This window comes from Micromonospora sp. NPDC049801 (assembly GCF_040656575.1).
Taxonomy (GTDB): Bacteria; Actinomycetota; Actinomycetes; order Mycobacteriales; family Micromonosporaceae; genus Micromonospora.
This window is the reverse complement of record NZ_JBFAMS010000020.1, coordinates 83,465-100,607: the sequence shown is the minus strand read 5'-3', so window position 1 is coordinate 100,607 and position 17,143 is coordinate 83,465. Positions and strand designations below refer to the sequence as shown.

Here is a 17,143-nt window from a genome sequence, read left to right as displayed (position 1 = left end):
CGCGGAACTGGTCGGCGCCCCGCGCCCCGCGCCCCGCGCCCCGCGCCCCGCGCCCCGCGCCCCGCGCCCCGCGCCCCGCGCCCCGCGCCCAAGATCCTCACAACTTCCCCGATGCTGCTGCCTCCGCCACGCGGGAAACAGCAACATCGGTGAAGTTGCTGCCCCGAACGCCGACCTCCTGCCCCACACACCCGCGCGCCTCCGCGCTTGCCGGCATGATCACGTCGATCTTGCGCTTTCGGTTGTCGAAAGGCGCGCTACATCCCGATATGCCACCGCACCAAGTGCAAGATCGGCGCGCAGGGGTGGGCCGCGAGGCCGAGGCAGAGGTTGGGCCGGGGCAAGGCGAGGCCGAGGCAGTGCCCAGGGTGGGGTCGGAGCAGGGCCGAGGGTGGGGAGGGGCCCCGGGGCGGGAGCGCCTTCAGGGACCAGGGCCGGGAGAGCCGGGGCCGGGAGAGCCGGGGCCGGGGACGGCCCGGGGGCAGGGACGGCCGAGGGGCTGGGAGGATCTGGATACGGGAACGCCCGTCGGCGTGGGCCGACGGGCGTTTGGGTGGAGAAGCTCCCCCGATTGGACTCGAACCAATAACCTGCCGGTTAACAGCCGGCTGCTCTGCCAATTGAGCTACAGGGGATCGTGCACCGCTTGGTAACCGGATCTCGCCGGCACCGTGCGACGGGGACAAGAGTACAGGACATCCCCGGGTGGTGGTCCAGTGGGTTCCACCCGCAGCACACCCACAGCACACCCGCAGCCCGCCCGTAACCCACCATGATCCAGATTCGCAGGTCAGGGCTGGGAGGGCGTTCACAATCAGGGCAAATCGCCATCCGGGCACAAGCAGGCTTGAGCGGAGAGCAGGATGGGTAGTTAGCTGCGGACAGAGGACGCAGGCGCGAATTGGTCGCGTCCGGCGGGGCGACCCGACGGGGCGACGGCGCGTCAGGTACGGAAGGAGCCGCCATGCGCGGAAAGATCATGTTTCTTGGCGGGCTGGCTGCGGGATTCGTCCTGGGCGCCCGTGCCGGCCGGGAGAAGTACGAAGAGCTCGTGGTCCGAGGCCGCAAGGTGCTCGACCACCCGACCGTCCAGGAGGCGGCCGGGGTCGCGCAGGCCCAGGCCAACCGGCTCTACAGCGAGGGCAAGGACAAGCTCGGCCAGACCAAGCTGGGCGAGAAGCTGGGCAACGGCAGCACCGGCAAGCAGGAGCTGACCGCCGCCGACGACGCGTTCGCTGGCACGCCCGCCACCGTGGGCGCCAAGGCGGGCAGCAGCCCGGTCGGCACGACCTCCGGGTCGCCGTCGGCCACCACCCCCCGCACCAAGCCGTCCGGCTCGGGCACCAACGCAAGCACGCTCTGACCCACCCGCACGTCGACGGGCCGGCCGCCGCGAGGCGACCGGCCCGTGGTCTGTCCGGACCCGCGCTCCGGCCGACCTACCGACCGGCCAACCGGCCAACCGTTCGGCCAGCCAACCGTTCGACCAGCCAAGCGGAGAATCCGGCCAACCGTTCGACCAGCCAAGCGGAGAACCCGGCCGACCTGCCCACCGGCCGGTCGGCCGTCCAGCAGACCAGCAGACCAGCAGACCGAACCCGGCCCGGCCCGGCGGTGGTCGTCGGGCCGGGCGGTGGCTCGTCAGTCCTTGCTGCTGAACGCGGCGTCGAAGGCGGCGCTCGGCGCGTCGAAGGCGAGCCGGCGGACGAACTGCAGCGCCTCGGGGGCACCGACCAGGCGGTCCATGCCGGCGTCCTCCCACTCGACCGAGATCGGGCCGTCGTAGCCGATCGCGTTCAACGCCCGGAAGCAGTCCTCCCAGGGCACGTCGCCGTGGCCGGTGGAGACGAAGTCCCAGCCGCGGCGCAGGTCGGCCCAGGGCAGGTGCGAGGCGAGCCGGCCGCGACGGCCGTCGCCCGTACGCACCTTCGCGTCCTTGCAGTCGACGTGGTAGATGCGGTCGGCGAAGTCGAAGATGAAGTTCACCGGGTCCAGCTCCTGCCAGACGAAGTGCGACGGGTCCCAGTTGAGCCCGAACGCGGGCCGGTTGCCGATCGCCTCGAGCGTCCGCTTCGTCGTCCAGTAGTCGTACGCGATCTCGCTGGGGTGCACCTCGTGCGCGAACCGCACGCCCACCTCGTCGAAGACGTCGAGGATCGGGTTCCACCGGTCGGCGAAGTCCTGGTAGCCGCGCTCGATCATCGCCGGCGGCACCGGCGGGAACATCGCGAGGGTGTGCCAGATGGACGAGCCGGTGAAGCCGACGACGGTGTTCACCCCGAGCTTCGCCGCCGCCCGCGCGGTGTCCTTGATCTCCTCGGCGGCCCGCTGGCGTACGCCCTCGGGCTCCCCGTCACCCCAGATGCGGCCGGGCAGGATGTCCTGGTGCCGCTCGTCGATCGGGTGGTCGCAGACCGCCTGACCGACCAGGTGGTTGGAGATCGTGAAGACCTGGAGGTTGTGCTTGGCCAGGGTCTCCTTCTTGCGCTCGATGTACGAGTCGTCGGCGAGCGCCTTGTCGACCTCGAAGTGGTCGCCCCAGCAGGCGATCTCCAGACCGTCGTAGCCCCACTCGGAGGCGAGCCGGCAGACCTCTTCGAACGGCAGGTCGGCCCACTGGCCGGTGAAGAGCGTGATGGGTCGCGCCATTGTCCTTCTCCCCTGATGTGATGGGGATTCCGTTGTGCGGACCGGGGCGAGGGTGACCGGTCAGATCGGTACGTGGCATCGGGGCGGAACGCCGGTGGGTGCCGAGCGCACCTGAACCCGGCGGGTTGCGCCTCCCACCGGGCCACCGGCAACCGTCACGGTCGCCGCCCCCACCCTATTTCCGCCGGGCGCATCGCGAAAGCCCCGGATCGTCACCCGGCCATTTCTTCGGGGGCCGGCAGGACCGCCCGGACGGTGAAGCCACCGCCCGGGTTCGGGCCGGCGCTCAGGGTGCCGCCGACCCGCTCGACCCGGCGGCGTACCGCGACCAGGCCGCCACCGACCCGCGCCGGGCTCCGCACCGCTGGCGCGCCGTCGTCGCGTACCTCGATGGTGATGCCCTCGTCGTCGTAGCGCAGGCGGACCGCGACGGCCGCGCCCGGCGCGTGCCGGCACGCGTTGGTCAGGGCCTCTTCGATGACCCGGTACGCCGCCACGTCCACCGGCTCGGGCAGTGGCCGGGGCGCCCCGGCCAGGCTCCAGCGCACGGGCTGGCCTGCGGCGAAGCCCTCCACCAGGGCATCGAGGCGGTTCAGGCTGGGCGCCGGCCCGGTCAGCGGGTCGGGCTCGTCGGCCGGGCGCAGCGCGTTGTGCAGCCGGCGTCCCTGCGCCTGGACCATCCGGCGCCATCGCGCGTAACGCCCCATGCCGGTCAAGGTACGGCAGCCGACTGGCAGTCGATCCGCGGCATCGGTCCGACGCGCGGGACGCCGTCGGCGCGGCGGCGGTGAGGTACCGCCGCGCCGGCGGCGTCATCGGGTGGTACGCCGGGGCCGCCGGTCATGTCCGACGGCCCCAGCGGGCTCGGTGGGTCAGGGCAGGGTCCACTTCTGGTTGGCCGCGCCGTTGCAGGTCCAGAGGTGGACGACGGTGCTGTCGGCGGAGTTGTTGCCGGACACGTCGAGGCACTTGCTCGAGGACGTGTTGCGCAGGCTGCCGTCGGACTGGGCCGCCCAGTTCTGCGCGCCGCTGCCGTTGCAGGTCCAGAGCTGGATCTTGGTGCCGTCGGCGGTGCCACCGCCGGAGACGTCGAGGCACTTGCCGAGCGCCTTGATGGTCGAGTTCGGCGTCACGGTCCAGGTCTGCGCCGTACTGCCGTTGCAGGTGTAGATCTGGATCTGGGTACCGTCGGCGGTGGCGCCGCTGCGGACGTCCAGGCACTTGCCGGCGAGCCCCTTGACCGGCCCGACGCCGGAACCGCCGCCGGTGCCCTTGACGAGGGTGAAGTCGTCCACGTCGAAGAGGCCGGTGCCGCTGCCGTTGAACGTGAGGTACAGGTTCTGGGCGCCGGACGGGACGTTCGACAGCGTCGTGGTGACGTTGGCGTACGTGCTCCAGCTACCGGTGTTCGGCACCGTGACCGTGCCCAGCAGCGGCCCGGTGGCCGAGCCGGTACGGACTCCGATGGTGCCGCCCGTGCCACCCGAGACGACCCGGGAGGTGAACGAGGTGACGCCGGTCAGGTCCACGCCGTTGTACGCGGCCCAGTCGCCCGGTTCGATGTAGCCGAGCGTCTGCCCGCCGTTGGCGCCGGCCTTGGTGAACGCGCTGACGCCGTTGGCCGAGCTGAACGCCTCGGCCTGGACCGTGGTGTTGCCGGTCGGCGGGTTGCTGCCGCCCAGCTCCTTGATCCGGATGTTGCGGAAGTAGGCGTCGTCGCCCGTACCGTGGTTCTGGATGCCGATGTGGCCGGCCAGCGATCGTACCGGATCGGTGTTGGTGAAGTCGTTGATCTTCACTCCGTTGAGGAAGACCTGCAACCGCTCCCCCTCGACCAGCAGCTCGTAGGTGTTCCACTCCCCCGGCGCGTTCAGCGCCGCGTCCCGGGCGGCGATGTCGGCCGCCTTGTACGTGTAGACCGCGCCGGTGGTGCGGTCGACCGCGTCGGTGGCGTCGATCTGGACCTCGTAGCCGTTGTCGATCGCCGACTGCGGGTTACTCGACGGCGGGAAGCCGATGAAGATGCCCGAGTTGTCGTCGCCGGCCAGCTTCCAGTCCAGCTTCAGCGAGTAGTTGGTGAACTGCTTCGCGCTGTACCAGTACAGGCCCATGCCGCCGACCGAGGTGAGGGTGGCGTCGGAGTTGGTGAAGTTGCCCGGCCCGGCCTGCGACCAGCCGGTGGTGGAGCCGTTGTAGAGCGGCGTGTAGCCGGTCTCGGGCCGGCAGTCGGCCTTGCTCCGGCCGGCCGCGTACCGGATGCCACCGAGCAGGTGGTTGCGGAAGGCCGGCTCGGCGTACGACGCCTGGGTGTGCCCGCTTCCGGTGTAGAAGGAGCGGCCCCCGCTGTAGCTCTTGCACCAGGAGTGCGGGTGGTCGGCGCCCATCCCACCGCCGGAGTACGACGACTCGTCCAGCGTGGCGAGCACGTGCGCGGTGGACCGGGCGTTGGTGCGGTAGTTGTACCACTCGTCGGTGCGGGTCCAGGTCTGCGGCAGGTGCCCGGTCGCGGCGTGCCCCCGGTCCTCCACCTTGACGTTGGCCTGCTGGATGGCCGGGTGCGAGGCGAACCACGCGCCGACCAGGTTGCCGTAGAACGGCCAGTCGTACTCGGTGTCGGCGGCGGCGTGCACACCCACGTACCCGCGGCCCGAGCCGATGTACGACTCGAAGGCGGTCTGCTGGGTGGCGTTGAGCACGTCGCCGGTGGTGTTGAGAAAGACGACCGCCTCGTACTGGGCGAGGTTGCTGGTGGTGAACGCGGCGGCGTCCTCGGTGGCGGTGACCGTGAAGTTGTTGGCCGCGCCCAGATCACGGATGGTCTGGATGCCGACTGGGATCGCGTCGTGCCGGAAGCCGGCGGTCTTGGAGAAGACCAGCACGTCGTACGGGGCGTCGGCGGCGCTGGCCGGGGTGGCCGGGGTGGTGCAGGCGATGACGGCGAGGACGGCGGCGCTCAGGCCGACCGCGGATCGCAGGAGTCTGCGCATGTCGCTCTCCTAAAACCTGTTAGGAGGGGCCCCTTGTACAACACTAGGCGGTAACAAGGGGCCCTTCCTTTCAACTCAGGGCAGGGTCCACTTTTGGTTCGCGGCGGCGGTGCAGGTCCAGAGGTTCACCACGGTGCTGTCCGCGGAGCTGCTTCCGGAGACGTTCAGGCACTTGCCGGACGCCACGTTGCGCAGCGTGCCGTCGGCCTGCGCGGCCCAGTTCTGCGCCCCGGTGCCGTTGCAGGTGTAGAGCTGGATCTTGGTGCCGTCGGCGGTTCCGGCACCGGAGACGTCGAGACACTTGCCCAACGACTTGATGGTGGAGTTCGGCGTGACCGCCCAGGTCTGGGCCGCGCTGGCGTTGCAGGTGTAGATCTGGATCTGCGTGCCGTCGGCGGTGGCGGCGCTGCGGACGTCCAGGCACTTGCCGCCCAGGCCCGTGATCGGGCCGGTCCCACCGGTCGGGGCCGAGCCGGTGACGAAGGTGAACGCGTCCAGGTCGTAGAGCGCGCCGGTGCCCGTACCCGCGAAGGTCAGGTAGAGCGTGGTGGTGCCGGTCGGCGGGTTGGTGATCGCCCCCGTGACCGTGGTGAACGTTTCCCAGCCGCCGGTCACCGGGACCGTGGCGGAGCCGAGGACCGTGCCGGTGGCCGAGCCGGCCCGCACCTGGAGGGTGCCGCCGCTGCCCGCCGAGGAGACCCGGGCGGTGAACGAGGTGACGTTGCCGAGCCGGTACGGCTGGAACGCGATCCAGTCGCCGTTGTTGATGTCACCGACGGTCTTACCGCCCTCGGCCGGGGTCTTGCTGAACACGTTGATCCCGGAGGAGCTGCCGAAGAACTCGGCCTGGCGGTGCCGCGGCGGCAGGGTGTGCTGGGTGTGCGTGGTCAGGCCACCGGCGTCGGTGTACTCGGCGTCGAAGATGGCGAAGATGTTCGCCGCGTCGTCGTGCTCGCCGTCGACCGGGATGGTGATCGAGCCGGAGCAGCCGTTCTTCGAGGTGATCTGGTGCCCGTGCTGGTCGTGACCGAGCACGTAGGTCATCTTGACCTTGGTGCAGTCGATCGTGCCGTCCTCGGGGTCGGTCACCGTGATGCTGTACGGCACGGTGTCACCGAAGCTGAAAAGCTGCCCGTTGCCGGGGTTGTTGATGGTCACCGTGGGCGCGGTGTTGCCGACGTTGATCTGCACGCTGGCGCTGCCGGTGGCGCCCTGCGGGTCCCGTACGGTCAGCGTCGCCGTGTACGTGCCGTTGGTGCTGTAGGTCTTCGTCGGGTTCGCCGCCGTGGAGGTGGTGCCGTCGCCGAAGCTCCACGAGTAGGTGAGCGTCCCGCCCTCGGGGTCGGACGAGCCGGCCGAGGAGAACGTCACGGCCAGCGGGGCAGCGCCGGACGTCTTGTTGGCGCTCGCCGCGGCGCTGGGCGCGCGGTTGCCACCGGCGACGTAGTCGAAGCGGTACAGCGCCGAGTTGGCGTCACCGTTGAAGTAGCCGGTGCCGTAGTCGAGCACGTAGTACGAGCCGTCCGGGCCGAAGGCCGAGTCCATCACCTGCTTGCCGACCCACGGGAACGTGTCGATGGTGCCCCGGGAGCCGTCGGAGTTGACGTGGATGGGCTTGATCCAGCCGCGGCCGAACTCGGTGGCGAAGAACTGCCCGTCGAAGGACTGCGGGAACTTCGTGGTGGAGGTCGACGAGGCGTTGTACCGGTAGACCGGGCCGCCCATCGGCGACTCGGAGCCGCCGCCGAACTCGGTCGGGGTGCCGGCGTCACCGGCGTACCGGATCCAGGCCGGCTGGGCCGGCGGCAGGGTGGTCAGGCCGGTGTTGCGGAACGAGTTGTTGGTCGGCCCGCCGGTGCAGTTGTACTTCGCGCCGCTGGCGTTGGTGGCGAAGTCCCACTCGTTGTACGTCTCGGTGCTGGTGTTGGTGCCGGTGCAGTACGGCCAGCCGTAGTTGCCCGGAGCCGCGACCCGGTTGAACTCCACCTGGCCGGACGGGCCACGGGTGGAGCTGGTGGAGCCCGCGTCCGGCCCGTAGTCGCCGACGTAGACGACCCCGGTTCCCTTGTCGACGCTGATCCGGAACGGGTTGCGGAACCCCATCGCGTAGATCTCCGGCCGCGTCTTGGCGGTGCCGGGCGCGAACAGGTTGCCCGACGGGATGGAGTAGGTCCCGTTGGTGTTCACCTTGATCCGCAGGATCTTGCCCCGCAGGTCGTTGGTGTTGCCGGCGCTGCGCTGCGCGTCGTACGCCGGGTTGCGGTTGGTCCGCTCGTCCAGCGGCGAGTAGCCGGCGGACTCGAACGGGTTGGTGTCGTCGCCGGTGGACAGGTAGAGGTTGCCGGCGGCGTCGAAGTCGATGTCACCACCGACGTGGCAGCACAGGCCGCGATCGGCCGGTACGTCGAGGACGTCGACCTTGCTGGCCTGGTTGACGGTGAAGTCGCTGTTGAGGGTGAACCGGGAGAGGCGGTTCACTCCCTGCCAGGCCGAGAAGTCGGTGCCGGTCGCCGGGGCGTCGCCGGCGGGGGTGGACAGCGGCGGCGCGTAGTAGAGGAAGATCTGCCGGTTGCTGGCGAAGTTCGGGTCGACGCCGACGCCCTGTAGGCCCTCCTCGTCGTGGTTGTAGACCGACAGGGTGCCGATCACCGAGGTGGTGCCGTTCGCGTCGGTGCGGCGCAGGGTGCCGTTGCGGGCGGTGTGCAGGACCGAACGGTCCGGCAGGACGGCCAGCGACATCGGCTCGCCCATGTCGGTTACGCCGCGGGCGAGTTCGACCTGCTGGAAGTCGCTGGCGTTGATGGTGTGCGCCTGGGCCGGTGTCGCGCTGGCCGTGAGGGTGACCGTGCCGGCCGCGGCCACGAGGAGCAGGGCCGATCCGGCGGAGAACCATCGTCGGGACCGTTGGTTGGGTCTGTCCTTCATGGACATCTGTGCTGTCCCTTCCTGACGAGAGGCCAGGGCGGGGCGCGCGCCGTCGCGCCGGATGCCGTAGCGGGTGGTGGGGTCGATGGGTTACCGCGCCGCCGGTTCACCTCGACGAAACATTGTCGTGTTGGCCCCGACACTAAGTCGCAAGTGTCGATGTGTCCATACCTTCCGGTGAACCGGCATGAACTTTCGTCGATTTGATCGAAAGTCGGCCGGTCAGGCGCGGCGGTCGATGGCCTGCGCGGCCAACGCGACAAGCGCGGCCCGGGCCTCCTCGTTCACCGCCGCGCTCCGCAACGCGGTCAGCGCGGCCTCGGTGCGGACGCGGATCATCTGCTCGATCCGGTCCCGCGCGCCGGTGGCCTGGATGATCTCGCGCAGCTCCGCCGCGCCGTCGGCGTCCAGCGTGGGGTTGCCGAACAGCTCCTTCAGCCGCGCGGTCTGCGACCGGTCCGCAGAGCTGCGGGCCAGCGCCATCATCACCGTCGGCTTGCCCTCGCGCAGGTCGTCCAGGATCGACTTGCCGGTGACCGCCGGATCACCGAAGACGCCCAACACGTCGTCGCGGAGCTGGAACGCGTCCCCCAACGGGTCGCCGAACTCGCCGAGAGCGGCGATCAGCTCCGGTCCCCCACCGGCGAGCGCCGCGCCGATCTGCAACGGCCGGGTGACCGTGTACCGGGCCGCCTTCATCCGTATCACGGTGAGCGCGCTGGCGACCGAGCCGTCGCCCACGCCGGACACCAGGTCCAGGTACTCCCCCGCGATCACCTCGGTACGCATCAGCGCGAACACCGCGTACCCCCGGTGCACCTGCTCGGTCCCGAGCCCACACTCATGGAACATCTGATCCGACCAGGCCGCGCAGAGGTCGCCGCAGAGCAGGGCGGTGTTGCGCCCGTACGCCTCCGGGTCGCCGCGCCACGACGACCGGGCGTGCAGGTCGGCGAAGAGCCGGTGCACCGACGGCTCACCCCGGCGGCGGTCGCTGCCGTCCAGGATGTCGTCGTGGATCAGCGCGAACGCGTGGAACAGCTCCAACGCCGCCGCGGCCACCACGATCGGGGTGGCGTCGGCCGCCCCGGCGCCGCGCCAGCCCCAGTAGCAGAACAGTGGCCGCAGCCGCTTCCCCCCGGCCAGCACGAACCGTTGCAGCGCGGTGAACACCCCCCGGGGCGCGCCGTCGGGCCAGTCCGGCCCCTGCCGGTCGAGGAAGGCGGCCAGCTCCGCGTCGAAGCGCGCCCGCAGACCGCTGGTGTCGGTGGGCGCGACGGTGACGGTCACGTCCGATCTCCCGGACCCTGCGCACCAGCGGCGCTTAACCCGGCCAGCTCCAGTAACAAGCCCTTGACCTCGGTGGCGGCGATCCGGTCCCGGGCCGCGGACGCGTCGGAGCAGAGCAGCACCGGGGCGTCCGCCGGGTCGGTGGGAAGCCGCCCGTGCGAGCCGCGGATCGCCCGCGCGCCGGCGTCCAGGCCGACGGCGCTCATCAGGTAGCGCATGCCGAGCTTCTTGCGGGCCAGCGCCACGCCGGCGCGGGCCTTGGCGGCACCGGGATTGGCCGGGTCGAAGAACAGCTCGGCGGGGTCGTACCCGGGCTTGCGGTGGATCTCGACCAGCCGGGCGAAATCGGGCGCGTTGGCGTCGTCGAGCCAGTAGTAGTAGGTGAACCAGGAGTCCGGCTCGGCCACCAGCACCAGTTCCCCGGCGCGCGGATGGTCCAGCCCGTGCGCGGCCTTGCCGTCGGCGTCGAGCACCTCGGCCACCCCGGGCAGGCCGGCGCAGAGCTTCGCCACCGCCGGCACGTCGGCCGGGTCCTTGACGTAGACGTGCGCGATCTGGTGGTCGGCGACGGCGAACGCCTTCGACGTCCAGGGGTCGAGGTACTCCATGCCGGCCTGGGTGTGCACCCGCAGCAAACCCTCGCTGCGCAGCAGCCGGTTGACGTCGACCGGCCGGGACACGTCGGTGATGCCGTACTCCGACAGCACCACCACGGTGGCGTCCCGGGCGCGGGCGGCGTCCAGCAGCGGCCCGAGAACGGCGTCCAGCTCGGCCGCCGCCGTGGCTGCCTGCGGCGACGAGGGGCCGTACCGTTGCAGGTCGTAGTCCAGGTGGGGCACGTAGACCAGGGTCAGATCGGGTGACACGTCGGCCAGGATCTGCTCGGCCGCCTGGCAGATCCACTTCGACGACGGCAGCGCGGCCGTCGGCCCCCAGTAGGTGAACAGCGGGAAGGTGCCGAGCCGCCCGGTCAGCGCGTCGTGCAGCTCCGGCGGGTCGGTGTAGCAGTCCGGCTCCTTGCGGCCGTCGGCGTAGTAGACCGGGCGGGGCGTGACGGTCCAGTTCACGTCGGCGCCCATGGCGTACCACCAGCAGACGTTGGCGACGGTGTAGCCCGGCTCGGCCCGGCGGGCCGCGTGCCAGAGCTTGTCCCCACCGACCAGCGCGTTGTGCTGCCGCCACAGCAGCACCTCGCCCAGCTCCCGGAAGTACCACCCGTTGCCGACGATGCCGTGCCCGCTGGGCTGCTCGCCGGTGAGGAACGTGGACTGCACCGAGCAGGTCACCGCCGGCAGCACCGTGCCCAGCTCGGCCCGGAAGCCACCGTCGGCGACGCCGCGCAGTCGGGGCATGTGCTTCAGCAGTCGCGGGGTCAACCCCACCACGTCGAGGACCACCAGTCGCCGGCTCATCGCGTCACCTCCATGCTCACGGTTCGGTCTGCGGTCAGCCCGAGGCCGACCAGTTCGTCGCGGGCGAAGGCCAACTCGGCGGCGATGCCGGCGGCCAGCTCCGCGTCGGTGCCGGGCCGCCGTGCGGCCGGCAGGACACCCCAGGTGTACGTCTCGACGTCGAGGTGGTCGCAGCCGGCGACCGGCCCCTCGAAGAGCGCTCTCAGGGCCGCGCGGAGGACCGGCAGGGTCGAGCCGAGCGGTTGCTCGGGCGGGGCGTGCAGGGGCACGTGGTAGTGCACCCGCCACGGGCCGGGAAGCTCCCGGTCCAGGGCCTCGTCGAGATCGTCGGCGGCGTACGCCTCGTCGGCCGGGTCGGCCACGCCCGCGCAGCCGGCGCTGCGGGTCTGGTGCAGGAAGCGCGGCTCCACCCAGCGGCGCAGCGCGTCGGCCCCACCGGCCGGGTCGGCCGCCTCGACGGCGGCGGAGACCTGCACCTTCACCACGGGCAGTCCGGCCGCCCGCAGCCGGTCCAGCGCCGCCGCCGGCTCCTCCCACGCGCAGGCCAGGTGCGCGAGGTCGAGGCAGACCCCCATCCGGTCGGTGTCCATGCCGGACAGCAGCGCGGCGGCCTGCCCGGTGCTCTCCACCACGCAACCGGGCTCCGGCTCGAACGCCACCCGCACCTCACGGCCGGTGTCCCGCTGCACGTCGGCCAGGCCGGCCGCGAGCGCATCGAGCCGCCGCCGGGCGGCGTCGGCCAGGTCGGTGCTCCACGGCCGCCGCCAGGCCAACGGCAGGGTGGAGATCGAGCCCCGGGCCGCGTCGTCGGGCAGCAGGTCGGCGAGCACCCGGGCCAGATCCAGGGTGTACGTCAGTCGTTGCTCGGTGGTCCAGTCCGGGTGGTACACGTCCTGCTTCACGACGGGGGCCTGGAAGGCCGCGTACGGGAAGCCGTTGAGGGTGACCACCTCCAGACCGCGCGCGTCCAGTTCGGCGCGGAGCCGGCGGCGCAGCGCCGGGTCGGCGGCCAGTTCGGCGGCGACCGGGGCGGCCAGCCACAGGCCGAGCCCGAGCAGGTCGCTGCCGAGCGCCTGACGCACCGGCACGGCGTAGGTGTCCAGTTGGGCGAGGATGCCGGCCAGGTCCTCGGCGGGGTGCACGTTGGTGCAGTAGCCGAGGTGGACCGTCTCGCCGCCGGAATGTCGCAGCCGCATCAGCTACCACCGCGCAGGATCGAGTTGCCGGTCTGCGGGTCCACGGCGGCGGGCGCCTCCACGTCGCCGAGGTCGAGCCGACCCGACTGCCCGTAGAACTCCACCGGGTTGCGCCACAGCACCTTGTCGACGTCGTCGTCGCTGAAGCCGGCCGCACGCATCGCCTCGCCGGTGGCCCGGGTCAGCAGCGGATCGGAGCGTCCCCAGTCGGCGGCCGAGTTGACCAGCATCCGTTCGGTGCCGTACTCGCGCAGCAGCTCGACCATCCGCGACGGTGTCATCTTGGTGTCCGGGTAGATGGAGAAGCCCAGCCAGCAGCCGCTGTCCTTGACGAGCTTGACGGTCACCTCGTTGAGGTGGTCGACCACCACGCGACCCGCGTCGATGCCGGACTCGGCGACCACGGCGAGGGTGCGTTCGCAGCCCCGGGCCTTGTCCCGGTGCGGGGTGTGCACCAGCGCCGGCAGGTCGTACGCCACGGCGAGGGCGAGTTGCGCGGCGAACGCCTCGTCCTCCTCGGGGGTCATCGAGTCGTACCCGATCTCGCCGACCGCCACGACCGCGTCCTTGTCCAGGTAGCGGGGCAACAGGTCGAGCACCGGGCGGCAGCGCGGGTCGTTGGCCTCCTTCGGGTTGAGCGCGATGGTGGCGAAGTGGCGCACCCCGAACTGCCCGGCCCGGAACGGCTCCCAGCCGATCAGCGAGTCGAAGTAGTCGACGAACGACGCGGCGCTGGTGCGCGGCTGGCCCAGCCAGAACGCCGGCTCGACCACCGCGAGGACGCCGGCGCCGGCCATCCGTTCGTAGTCGTCGGTGGTGCGCGAGGTCATGTGGATGTGCGGGTCGAAGATGCGCATGTCACGCCTCCCGGGGCAGTGCGGCGGTGAGCCGGTGGAGCAGGTCGGTGGCGTCGGCGGGCAGGTCCCGGCCGGCGGCGTGCCGTTCGGCGGCGAGCGCGGCGAGCATTGCGGCCAGCTCGCCGTCGGCCCGGCCGTCCAGGTCGGCCACCGCGACGAGGGGCACTCCGCTGAACACGCACTTGAGCACCGCCTGCCGCCAGGCGGCCGCGTCGAGGTGCCGGGCGTACGGGCCGAGCGCGGCGGCGACCAGCCGGGTGTCGTTGGTCCGGATCGCGTCGTGCAGCAGCGGCACCGCCTCGGCGCCGATCGGCAGCAGCGGCAGAGCCCGCAGCACGGCCCGCCGTTCGGCGGCGTCGCCGTGCCGGTAGAGGCTCTCGGCGTACGCGGCGTGCTCGCCGGGCAGGCTGGTGAGCAGCAGCACCCGGGCCGCGTCGTCGGCGGTCCAGCCGGGTGCGTCCGGCAGCGCGGCCCGACCGCAGCGCCGGCCGGCGGCCGGAAACAGCCGGGCGATCGCGGTGGGCTCGGCCGCGACCCGGCGCAGCGCCGTGTCCAGCCAGTCGGGATCGGGTACGCCCCGCAGCGCGGCCCGCAGTGAATCCGGTGTCATTCCGTCTCCTCCCCTTGCTGCTACGCCGGCACCCCAGGTGTGCCTGTGGGCACCTCGTCTCCCGTACGGCCGGCCGGTGCGGCGGCGCGTAGGAACTCGATCGACCGGGCGGCCACGGCGGGTGCGGCGTGCGAGTCGCGGGGTAGCTCCACCGCGACCAGGCCGCGGTAGCCGGCAGCGGCCAGGGCGGCCAGCACCGGCGGGAAGTCGATCTCGCCGGCGCCGAACTCCAGGTGCTCGTGCACGCCCCGGCGCATGTCGTCGATCTGCACGTTGACCAGGTGCTCGGCGACCTCGGCGACGCACTGCGGCACCGGCTGAGGCTCCAGGCAGCGGCAGTGGCCGATGTCGAGGGTGATGCCGAGGCGGGCCGGGGCGCCGAGCGCCGCGTGCAGACGACGCCAGTCGGCGATGTCCTGCACCAGCATCCCCGGTTCCGGTTCGAAGCCGAGGGTCACGCCCGCGCTGTCGGCGGCGTCGACCACGGTGGCGCAGCCGGACACGAGCCGGTCCCAGGCGCACTGCGGCGACACCGCCTCCGGCCGTACGCCGGCCCAGAACGAGACGGCCTCCGCGCCCAGGTCGGCGCCGATCCGTACCGCCCGGCGCAGAAACTCGATCCGCCGGGTGGGGTCGTCGTGCAGCAGCGTCGGGGCGTGCTTGTGCCACGGGTCCAACAGGTAGCGGGCCCCGGTCTCGATCACCACTGCGAGACCCAGCTCGGACAGCCGGCGGCCCACCGCGGCGATCCGGCGGGTGAGGCCGGGCGCGAACGGGTCCAGATGATCGTGGTCCAGGGTGAGCGCCACCCCCTCGTAGCCGAGATCGGCGATGACGGCGAGCGCGTCGTCGAGCCGGTGGTTGGCGAAGCCGTTCGTGCCGTACCCGAGACGCACCGTCGTCGCGTCGGCCCGGACCGCATCGGCCTGCGCGATGTCCGGCTGGGCGGTGTCGCGCCGGGCCCGGCGCGACTGGGGCACGGTCATGTCGGGGAGACCTTCCGGGCCAGCCGGCGGCCCAGTGGCGCGGCCGCCGCGACGGCCAGCCCGAGCAGGCCCGCGCCGCCACGGGCGGTGAGCGCTCCCTGGAGGGCGGGCAGGCCGGTGATCCCGGCGCCCACCGCCGCGCGGACCTTCCCGGCCGACGGATCCCGGACCACCTGCACCTGGGCCGCGCCGTAGCGGGCGGCGTACCACCCGGCCAGCACGGCGGGCAGCGCGGCGGCGATCCCAGCGCGCCGGGGTACGGCGACGGCGGCGCTCGCGGCGACCACGGCGGTGCCGGCCAGGGTACGCATCGGCAGGGCGGTGTCCGCGCCGCTGACCTCGCGACGGGACAGCGCGGTGACCGTCCAGGTGTGCGCCGCCACGGTGGCCGCCGAGGGCAGCGCCCGCGCCAGCCGGCCGCCGGATGCGCCCAGCAGCACGTCCAGCCCTCGGCAGGCGGCCATCACGGCGGGGCCGGCGGCGGTGTTCTTGGCCAGCAGGTCGTACCCCCAGATGCTGGCGGCCAGCGGCACCGCGAGCGCGGCGGCGCGGCGACCGCCCACGGCGGCGGCCAGGCCCACGCCGGCGGCGGTGAGGCCGGCGGCGAGACCCAGCGCGGCGTTCGGGGTGACCCGGCCGCTGGGGATCGGCCGCTCGGGGCGTTCGACGGCGTCGAGCCGCCGGTCGGACCAGTCGTTGGCGGCCATGCCGGCCCAGTAGAGCAGCACCGACGCGCCCGCCAGGGCGGGAGTACGTGGGCTCAGCGCACCGGCCGCCGCCGCGCCGGCCACGACGTCCCCGGGGACCGAGAGCGCGGCCGGCGCGCGGACCAGCTCGGCCAGGTCAGCCAGCGTGGTCATGGCCACCGTCCGGGCCGGCGTGCAGTCGCTGGGCGAAGCCGGTCAGCCGGGCCCACTGCTCGGCCAGCGAGTGGGTCGGCGTGCCGAGCGGGTCCTTGAAGAAGAAGCCGAGGTCGGCCAGCGGCCCGACGTGCCCGGCGGCGTGCGCGGCGGCGGTGAGGCGGGCCAGGTCGAGCACCAGCGGCGCGGCCAGCGCCGAGTCGCAGCCGTGCCAGGTGAACTCCATCCGCATGCCGGTGCCGAGGAAGCCGGCGAACGTGATCAGATCCCAGGCGGTCTTGAAGTCGCCCAGCTCCTCGACGTACTCGATGCGGGTGTTGCCCTGCGGCACGTAGCCGAGCGTCTCGCCGAGCACGCGTTGCTTGCTCTGCACCTTGGCCGCGTTGGCGGCCGGGTCGGCGAGGGTGGCGCCGTCGCCGCCGCCGAGCAGGTTCATCCCCGACCAGGAGCGGACGGCGAGGTTGCGCATCGCGAACATCGGCGCGAGCACCGACTTGACCAGGGTCTCGCCGGTCTTGCCGTCGTGCCCGGCGTACGGCAGCCGGCGCTCCTGCGCCAGCGCGGCCAGCGCCGGCAGCCGCAGGCCGGTGGACGGCGTGAAGTCGACGTAGGGGCAGCCGGCCAGCAGCGCCGCGTACGCGTACAGCGAGCTGGGCGGGAGCACCTCGTCGGGACCGTCGAGGGCGGCGCGCAACGCGGCCGGGTCGGCGTGCCCGGGGTGCGGTCGGGGCACGGCCTCGGTGGCGGAGACGTTGACCACGACCACCCGGTCCAGCTCGTGGCGCTCCCGGAAGCTGGTCAGGTCGCGGACCACGGCCGCGGCCCGGTCGGCCTGGGTGTCGCCGACCGGCGCGGGGCGCAACTCCTGCTCGACCACGCCCAACTCGTCGCGGAGCGCGGCGACCAGCCGCCCGGGAATGACACCGGCGTCGGCGAGCGCTTCGGCGCGCTTGCACAGCGGGGTGGTGGCCACGTCGTGCCCGCCGAAGACCAGGTCCGCGAAGGACGGCAGGGCGGGACCGCGCAGGTCGGGCAGCTCGGTCACACAGCCGGTGGGCCCGGCCAGGCCGGCTCGCAGCGCGAGCCCCCCGACGATGCTGGTGGTCGCGACGGAACCGCGCGCCCCTACCAGCCAGACACCTGTTCGCATGGTGCTCCTTCCCCATTTCCGAGGAACCGTCGGTACCGCTAAATATAGGAATATCAGAATATGTTTCGGAAAGATACGGCCCGGTTTCGGAAAAGTTTCGGGCCGGATGGATGGGCCCCGCCCGCCCGACCCGTACCGGTACGACGCCGGCCCGGCGTCGGCGTCGGCGGCGACGACGACGGACCGGATCTCGGCACGGGTACGGGCAGACGGGGCTGGCA

Annotated in this window: 13 protein-coding genes and 1 tRNA gene; 1 reads left to right on the top strand and 13 read right to left on the bottom strand. The window is 72.3% G+C overall.

The window, feature by feature from the left end; translation table 11 throughout:
- Window positions 1-562: 562 nt before the first annotated feature.
- Window positions 563-635 (bottom strand) — tRNA-Asn (locus tag AB0I89_RS29345).
- A 329-nt stretch (window positions 636-964) separates the two neighbouring features.
- Here AB0I89_RS29345 and AB0I89_RS29340 point away from each other — a divergent pair.
- On the top strand, window positions 965-1,363 hold the full coding sequence (locus tag AB0I89_RS29340; protein ID WP_355051320.1) for a hypothetical protein: 399 nt from the start codon (window positions 965-967) through the stop codon (window positions 1,361-1,363).
- A 278-nt stretch (window positions 1,364-1,641) separates the two neighbouring features.
- On the opposite strand, the gene AB0I89_RS29335 is transcribed toward AB0I89_RS29340, so the two are convergent.
- The 12 genes from AB0I89_RS29335 to AB0I89_RS29280 form a co-directional block, all read right to left on the bottom strand.
- Window positions 1,642-2,649: a sugar phosphate isomerase/epimerase family protein gene (locus AB0I89_RS29335; RefSeq protein WP_355051319.1), complete on the bottom strand. Its 1,008-nt coding sequence runs from the start codon at window positions 2,647-2,649 to the stop codon at window positions 1,642-1,644.
- Window positions 2,650-2,861: 212 nt separating this feature from the next.
- Complete coding sequence (locus tag AB0I89_RS29330) at window positions 2,862-3,356, bottom strand: ATP-binding protein (protein WP_357133363.1); 495 nt, start codon at window positions 3,354-3,356, stop codon at window positions 2,862-2,864.
- A 165-nt stretch (window positions 3,357-3,521) separates the two neighbouring features.
- Entirely contained in the window at window positions 3,522-5,636 is a 2,115-nt protein-coding gene (locus tag AB0I89_RS29325; RefSeq protein WP_357133361.1) for a ThuA domain-containing protein, read from the bottom strand.
- Window positions 5,637-5,711: 75 nt separating this feature from the next.
- Window positions 5,712-8,567 carry a PQQ-dependent sugar dehydrogenase gene (locus AB0I89_RS29320; RefSeq protein ID WP_357133359.1) on the bottom strand — a complete coding sequence of 952 codons (2,856 nt, stop codon included), beginning with the start codon at window positions 8,565-8,567 and terminating at the stop codon, window positions 5,712-5,714.
- A gap of 216 nt (window positions 8,568-8,783) precedes the next feature.
- Window positions 8,784-9,851, bottom strand: coding sequence for a polyprenyl synthetase family protein (locus AB0I89_RS29315; RefSeq protein WP_357133357.1), 1,068 nt, complete (start codon window positions 9,849-9,851; stop codon window positions 8,784-8,786).
- Window positions 9,848-11,263 carry a nucleotide pyrophosphatase/phosphodiesterase family protein gene (locus AB0I89_RS29310; protein WP_357133355.1) on the bottom strand — a complete coding sequence of 472 codons (1,416 nt, stop codon included), beginning with the start codon at window positions 11,261-11,263 and terminating at the stop codon, window positions 9,848-9,850. Before AB0I89_RS29310 ends, AB0I89_RS29315 begins: the two co-directional genes overlap by 4 nt.
- Window positions 11,260-12,459 (bottom strand): metabolite traffic protein EboE, encoded by a 1,200-nt coding sequence (eboE, locus tag AB0I89_RS29305; RefSeq protein WP_357133353.1) that lies wholly within the window; start codon window positions 12,457-12,459, stop codon window positions 11,260-11,262. Before eboE ends, AB0I89_RS29310 begins: the two co-directional genes overlap by 4 nt.
- Complete coding sequence (locus AB0I89_RS29300) at window positions 12,459-13,316, bottom strand: TatD family hydrolase (protein ID WP_357133351.1); 858 nt, start codon at window positions 13,314-13,316, stop codon at window positions 12,459-12,461. The genes eboE and AB0I89_RS29300 overlap by 1 nt, the downstream gene beginning before the upstream one ends.
- A gap of 1 nt (window position 13,317) precedes the next feature.
- A complete protein-coding gene (locus tag AB0I89_RS29295; protein ID WP_357133349.1) occupies window positions 13,318-13,926 on the bottom strand; it encodes an EboA domain-containing protein in 609 nt (202 codons plus the stop codon).
- A 20-nt stretch (window positions 13,927-13,946) separates the two neighbouring features.
- The gene (locus tag AB0I89_RS29290) at window positions 13,947-14,912 is read right to left on the bottom strand and encodes a sugar phosphate isomerase/epimerase family protein (RefSeq protein WP_357133347.1); all 966 of its coding nucleotides are present in this window, start codon (window positions 14,910-14,912) and stop codon (window positions 13,947-13,949) included.
- Complete coding sequence (locus tag AB0I89_RS29285) at window positions 14,909-15,772, bottom strand: SCO3242 family prenyltransferase (RefSeq protein ID WP_357133345.1); 864 nt, start codon at window positions 15,770-15,772, stop codon at window positions 14,909-14,911. The genes AB0I89_RS29290 and AB0I89_RS29285 overlap by 4 nt, the downstream gene beginning before the upstream one ends.
- On the bottom strand, window positions 15,756-16,922 hold the full coding sequence (locus AB0I89_RS29280; RefSeq protein ID WP_357133343.1) for an inositol-3-phosphate synthase: 1,167 nt from the start codon (window positions 16,920-16,922) through the stop codon (window positions 15,756-15,758). The genes AB0I89_RS29285 and AB0I89_RS29280 overlap by 17 nt, the downstream gene beginning before the upstream one ends.
- Window positions 16,923-17,143 lie beyond the last annotated feature (221 nt).

Coding starts and splice junctions, on each gene's coding strand:
- AB0I89_RS29340 (WP_355051320.1), top strand. CDS start 965: ATGCGCGGAAAGATCATGTTTCTTGGCGGGCTGGCTGCGGGATTCGTC.
- AB0I89_RS29335 (WP_355051319.1), bottom strand. CDS start 2,649: ATGGCGCGACCCATCACGCTCTTCACCGGCCAGTGGGCCGACCTGCCG.
- AB0I89_RS29330 (WP_357133363.1), bottom strand. CDS start 3,356: ATGGGGCGTTACGCGCGATGGCGCCGGATGGTCCAGGCGCAGGGACGC.
- AB0I89_RS29325 (WP_357133361.1), bottom strand. CDS start 5,636: ATGCGCAGACTCCTGCGATCCGCGGTCGGCCTGAGCGCCGCCGTCCTC.
- AB0I89_RS29320 (WP_357133359.1), bottom strand. CDS start 8,567: ATGTCCATGAAGGACAGACCCAACCAACGGTCCCGACGATGGTTCTCC.
- AB0I89_RS29310 (WP_357133355.1), bottom strand. CDS start 11,263: ATGAGCCGGCGACTGGTGGTCCTCGACGTGGTGGGGTTGACCCCGCGA.
- eboE (WP_357133353.1), bottom strand. CDS start 12,459: ATGCGGCTGCGACATTCCGGCGGCGAGACGGTCCACCTCGGCTACTGC.
- AB0I89_RS29300 (WP_357133351.1), bottom strand. CDS start 13,316: ATGCGCATCTTCGACCCGCACATCCACATGACCTCGCGCACCACCGAC.
- AB0I89_RS29295 (WP_357133349.1), bottom strand. CDS start 13,926: ATGACACCGGATTCACTGCGGGCCGCGCTGCGGGGCGTACCCGATCCC.
- AB0I89_RS29290 (WP_357133347.1), bottom strand. CDS start 14,912: ATGACCGTGCCCCAGTCGCGCCGGGCCCGGCGCGACACCGCCCAGCCG.
- AB0I89_RS29285 (WP_357133345.1), bottom strand. CDS start 15,772: ATGACCACGCTGGCTGACCTGGCCGAGCTGGTCCGCGCGCCGGCCGCG.
- AB0I89_RS29280 (WP_357133343.1), bottom strand. CDS start 16,922: ATGCGAACAGGTGTCTGGCTGGTAGGGGCGCGCGGTTCCGTCGCGACC.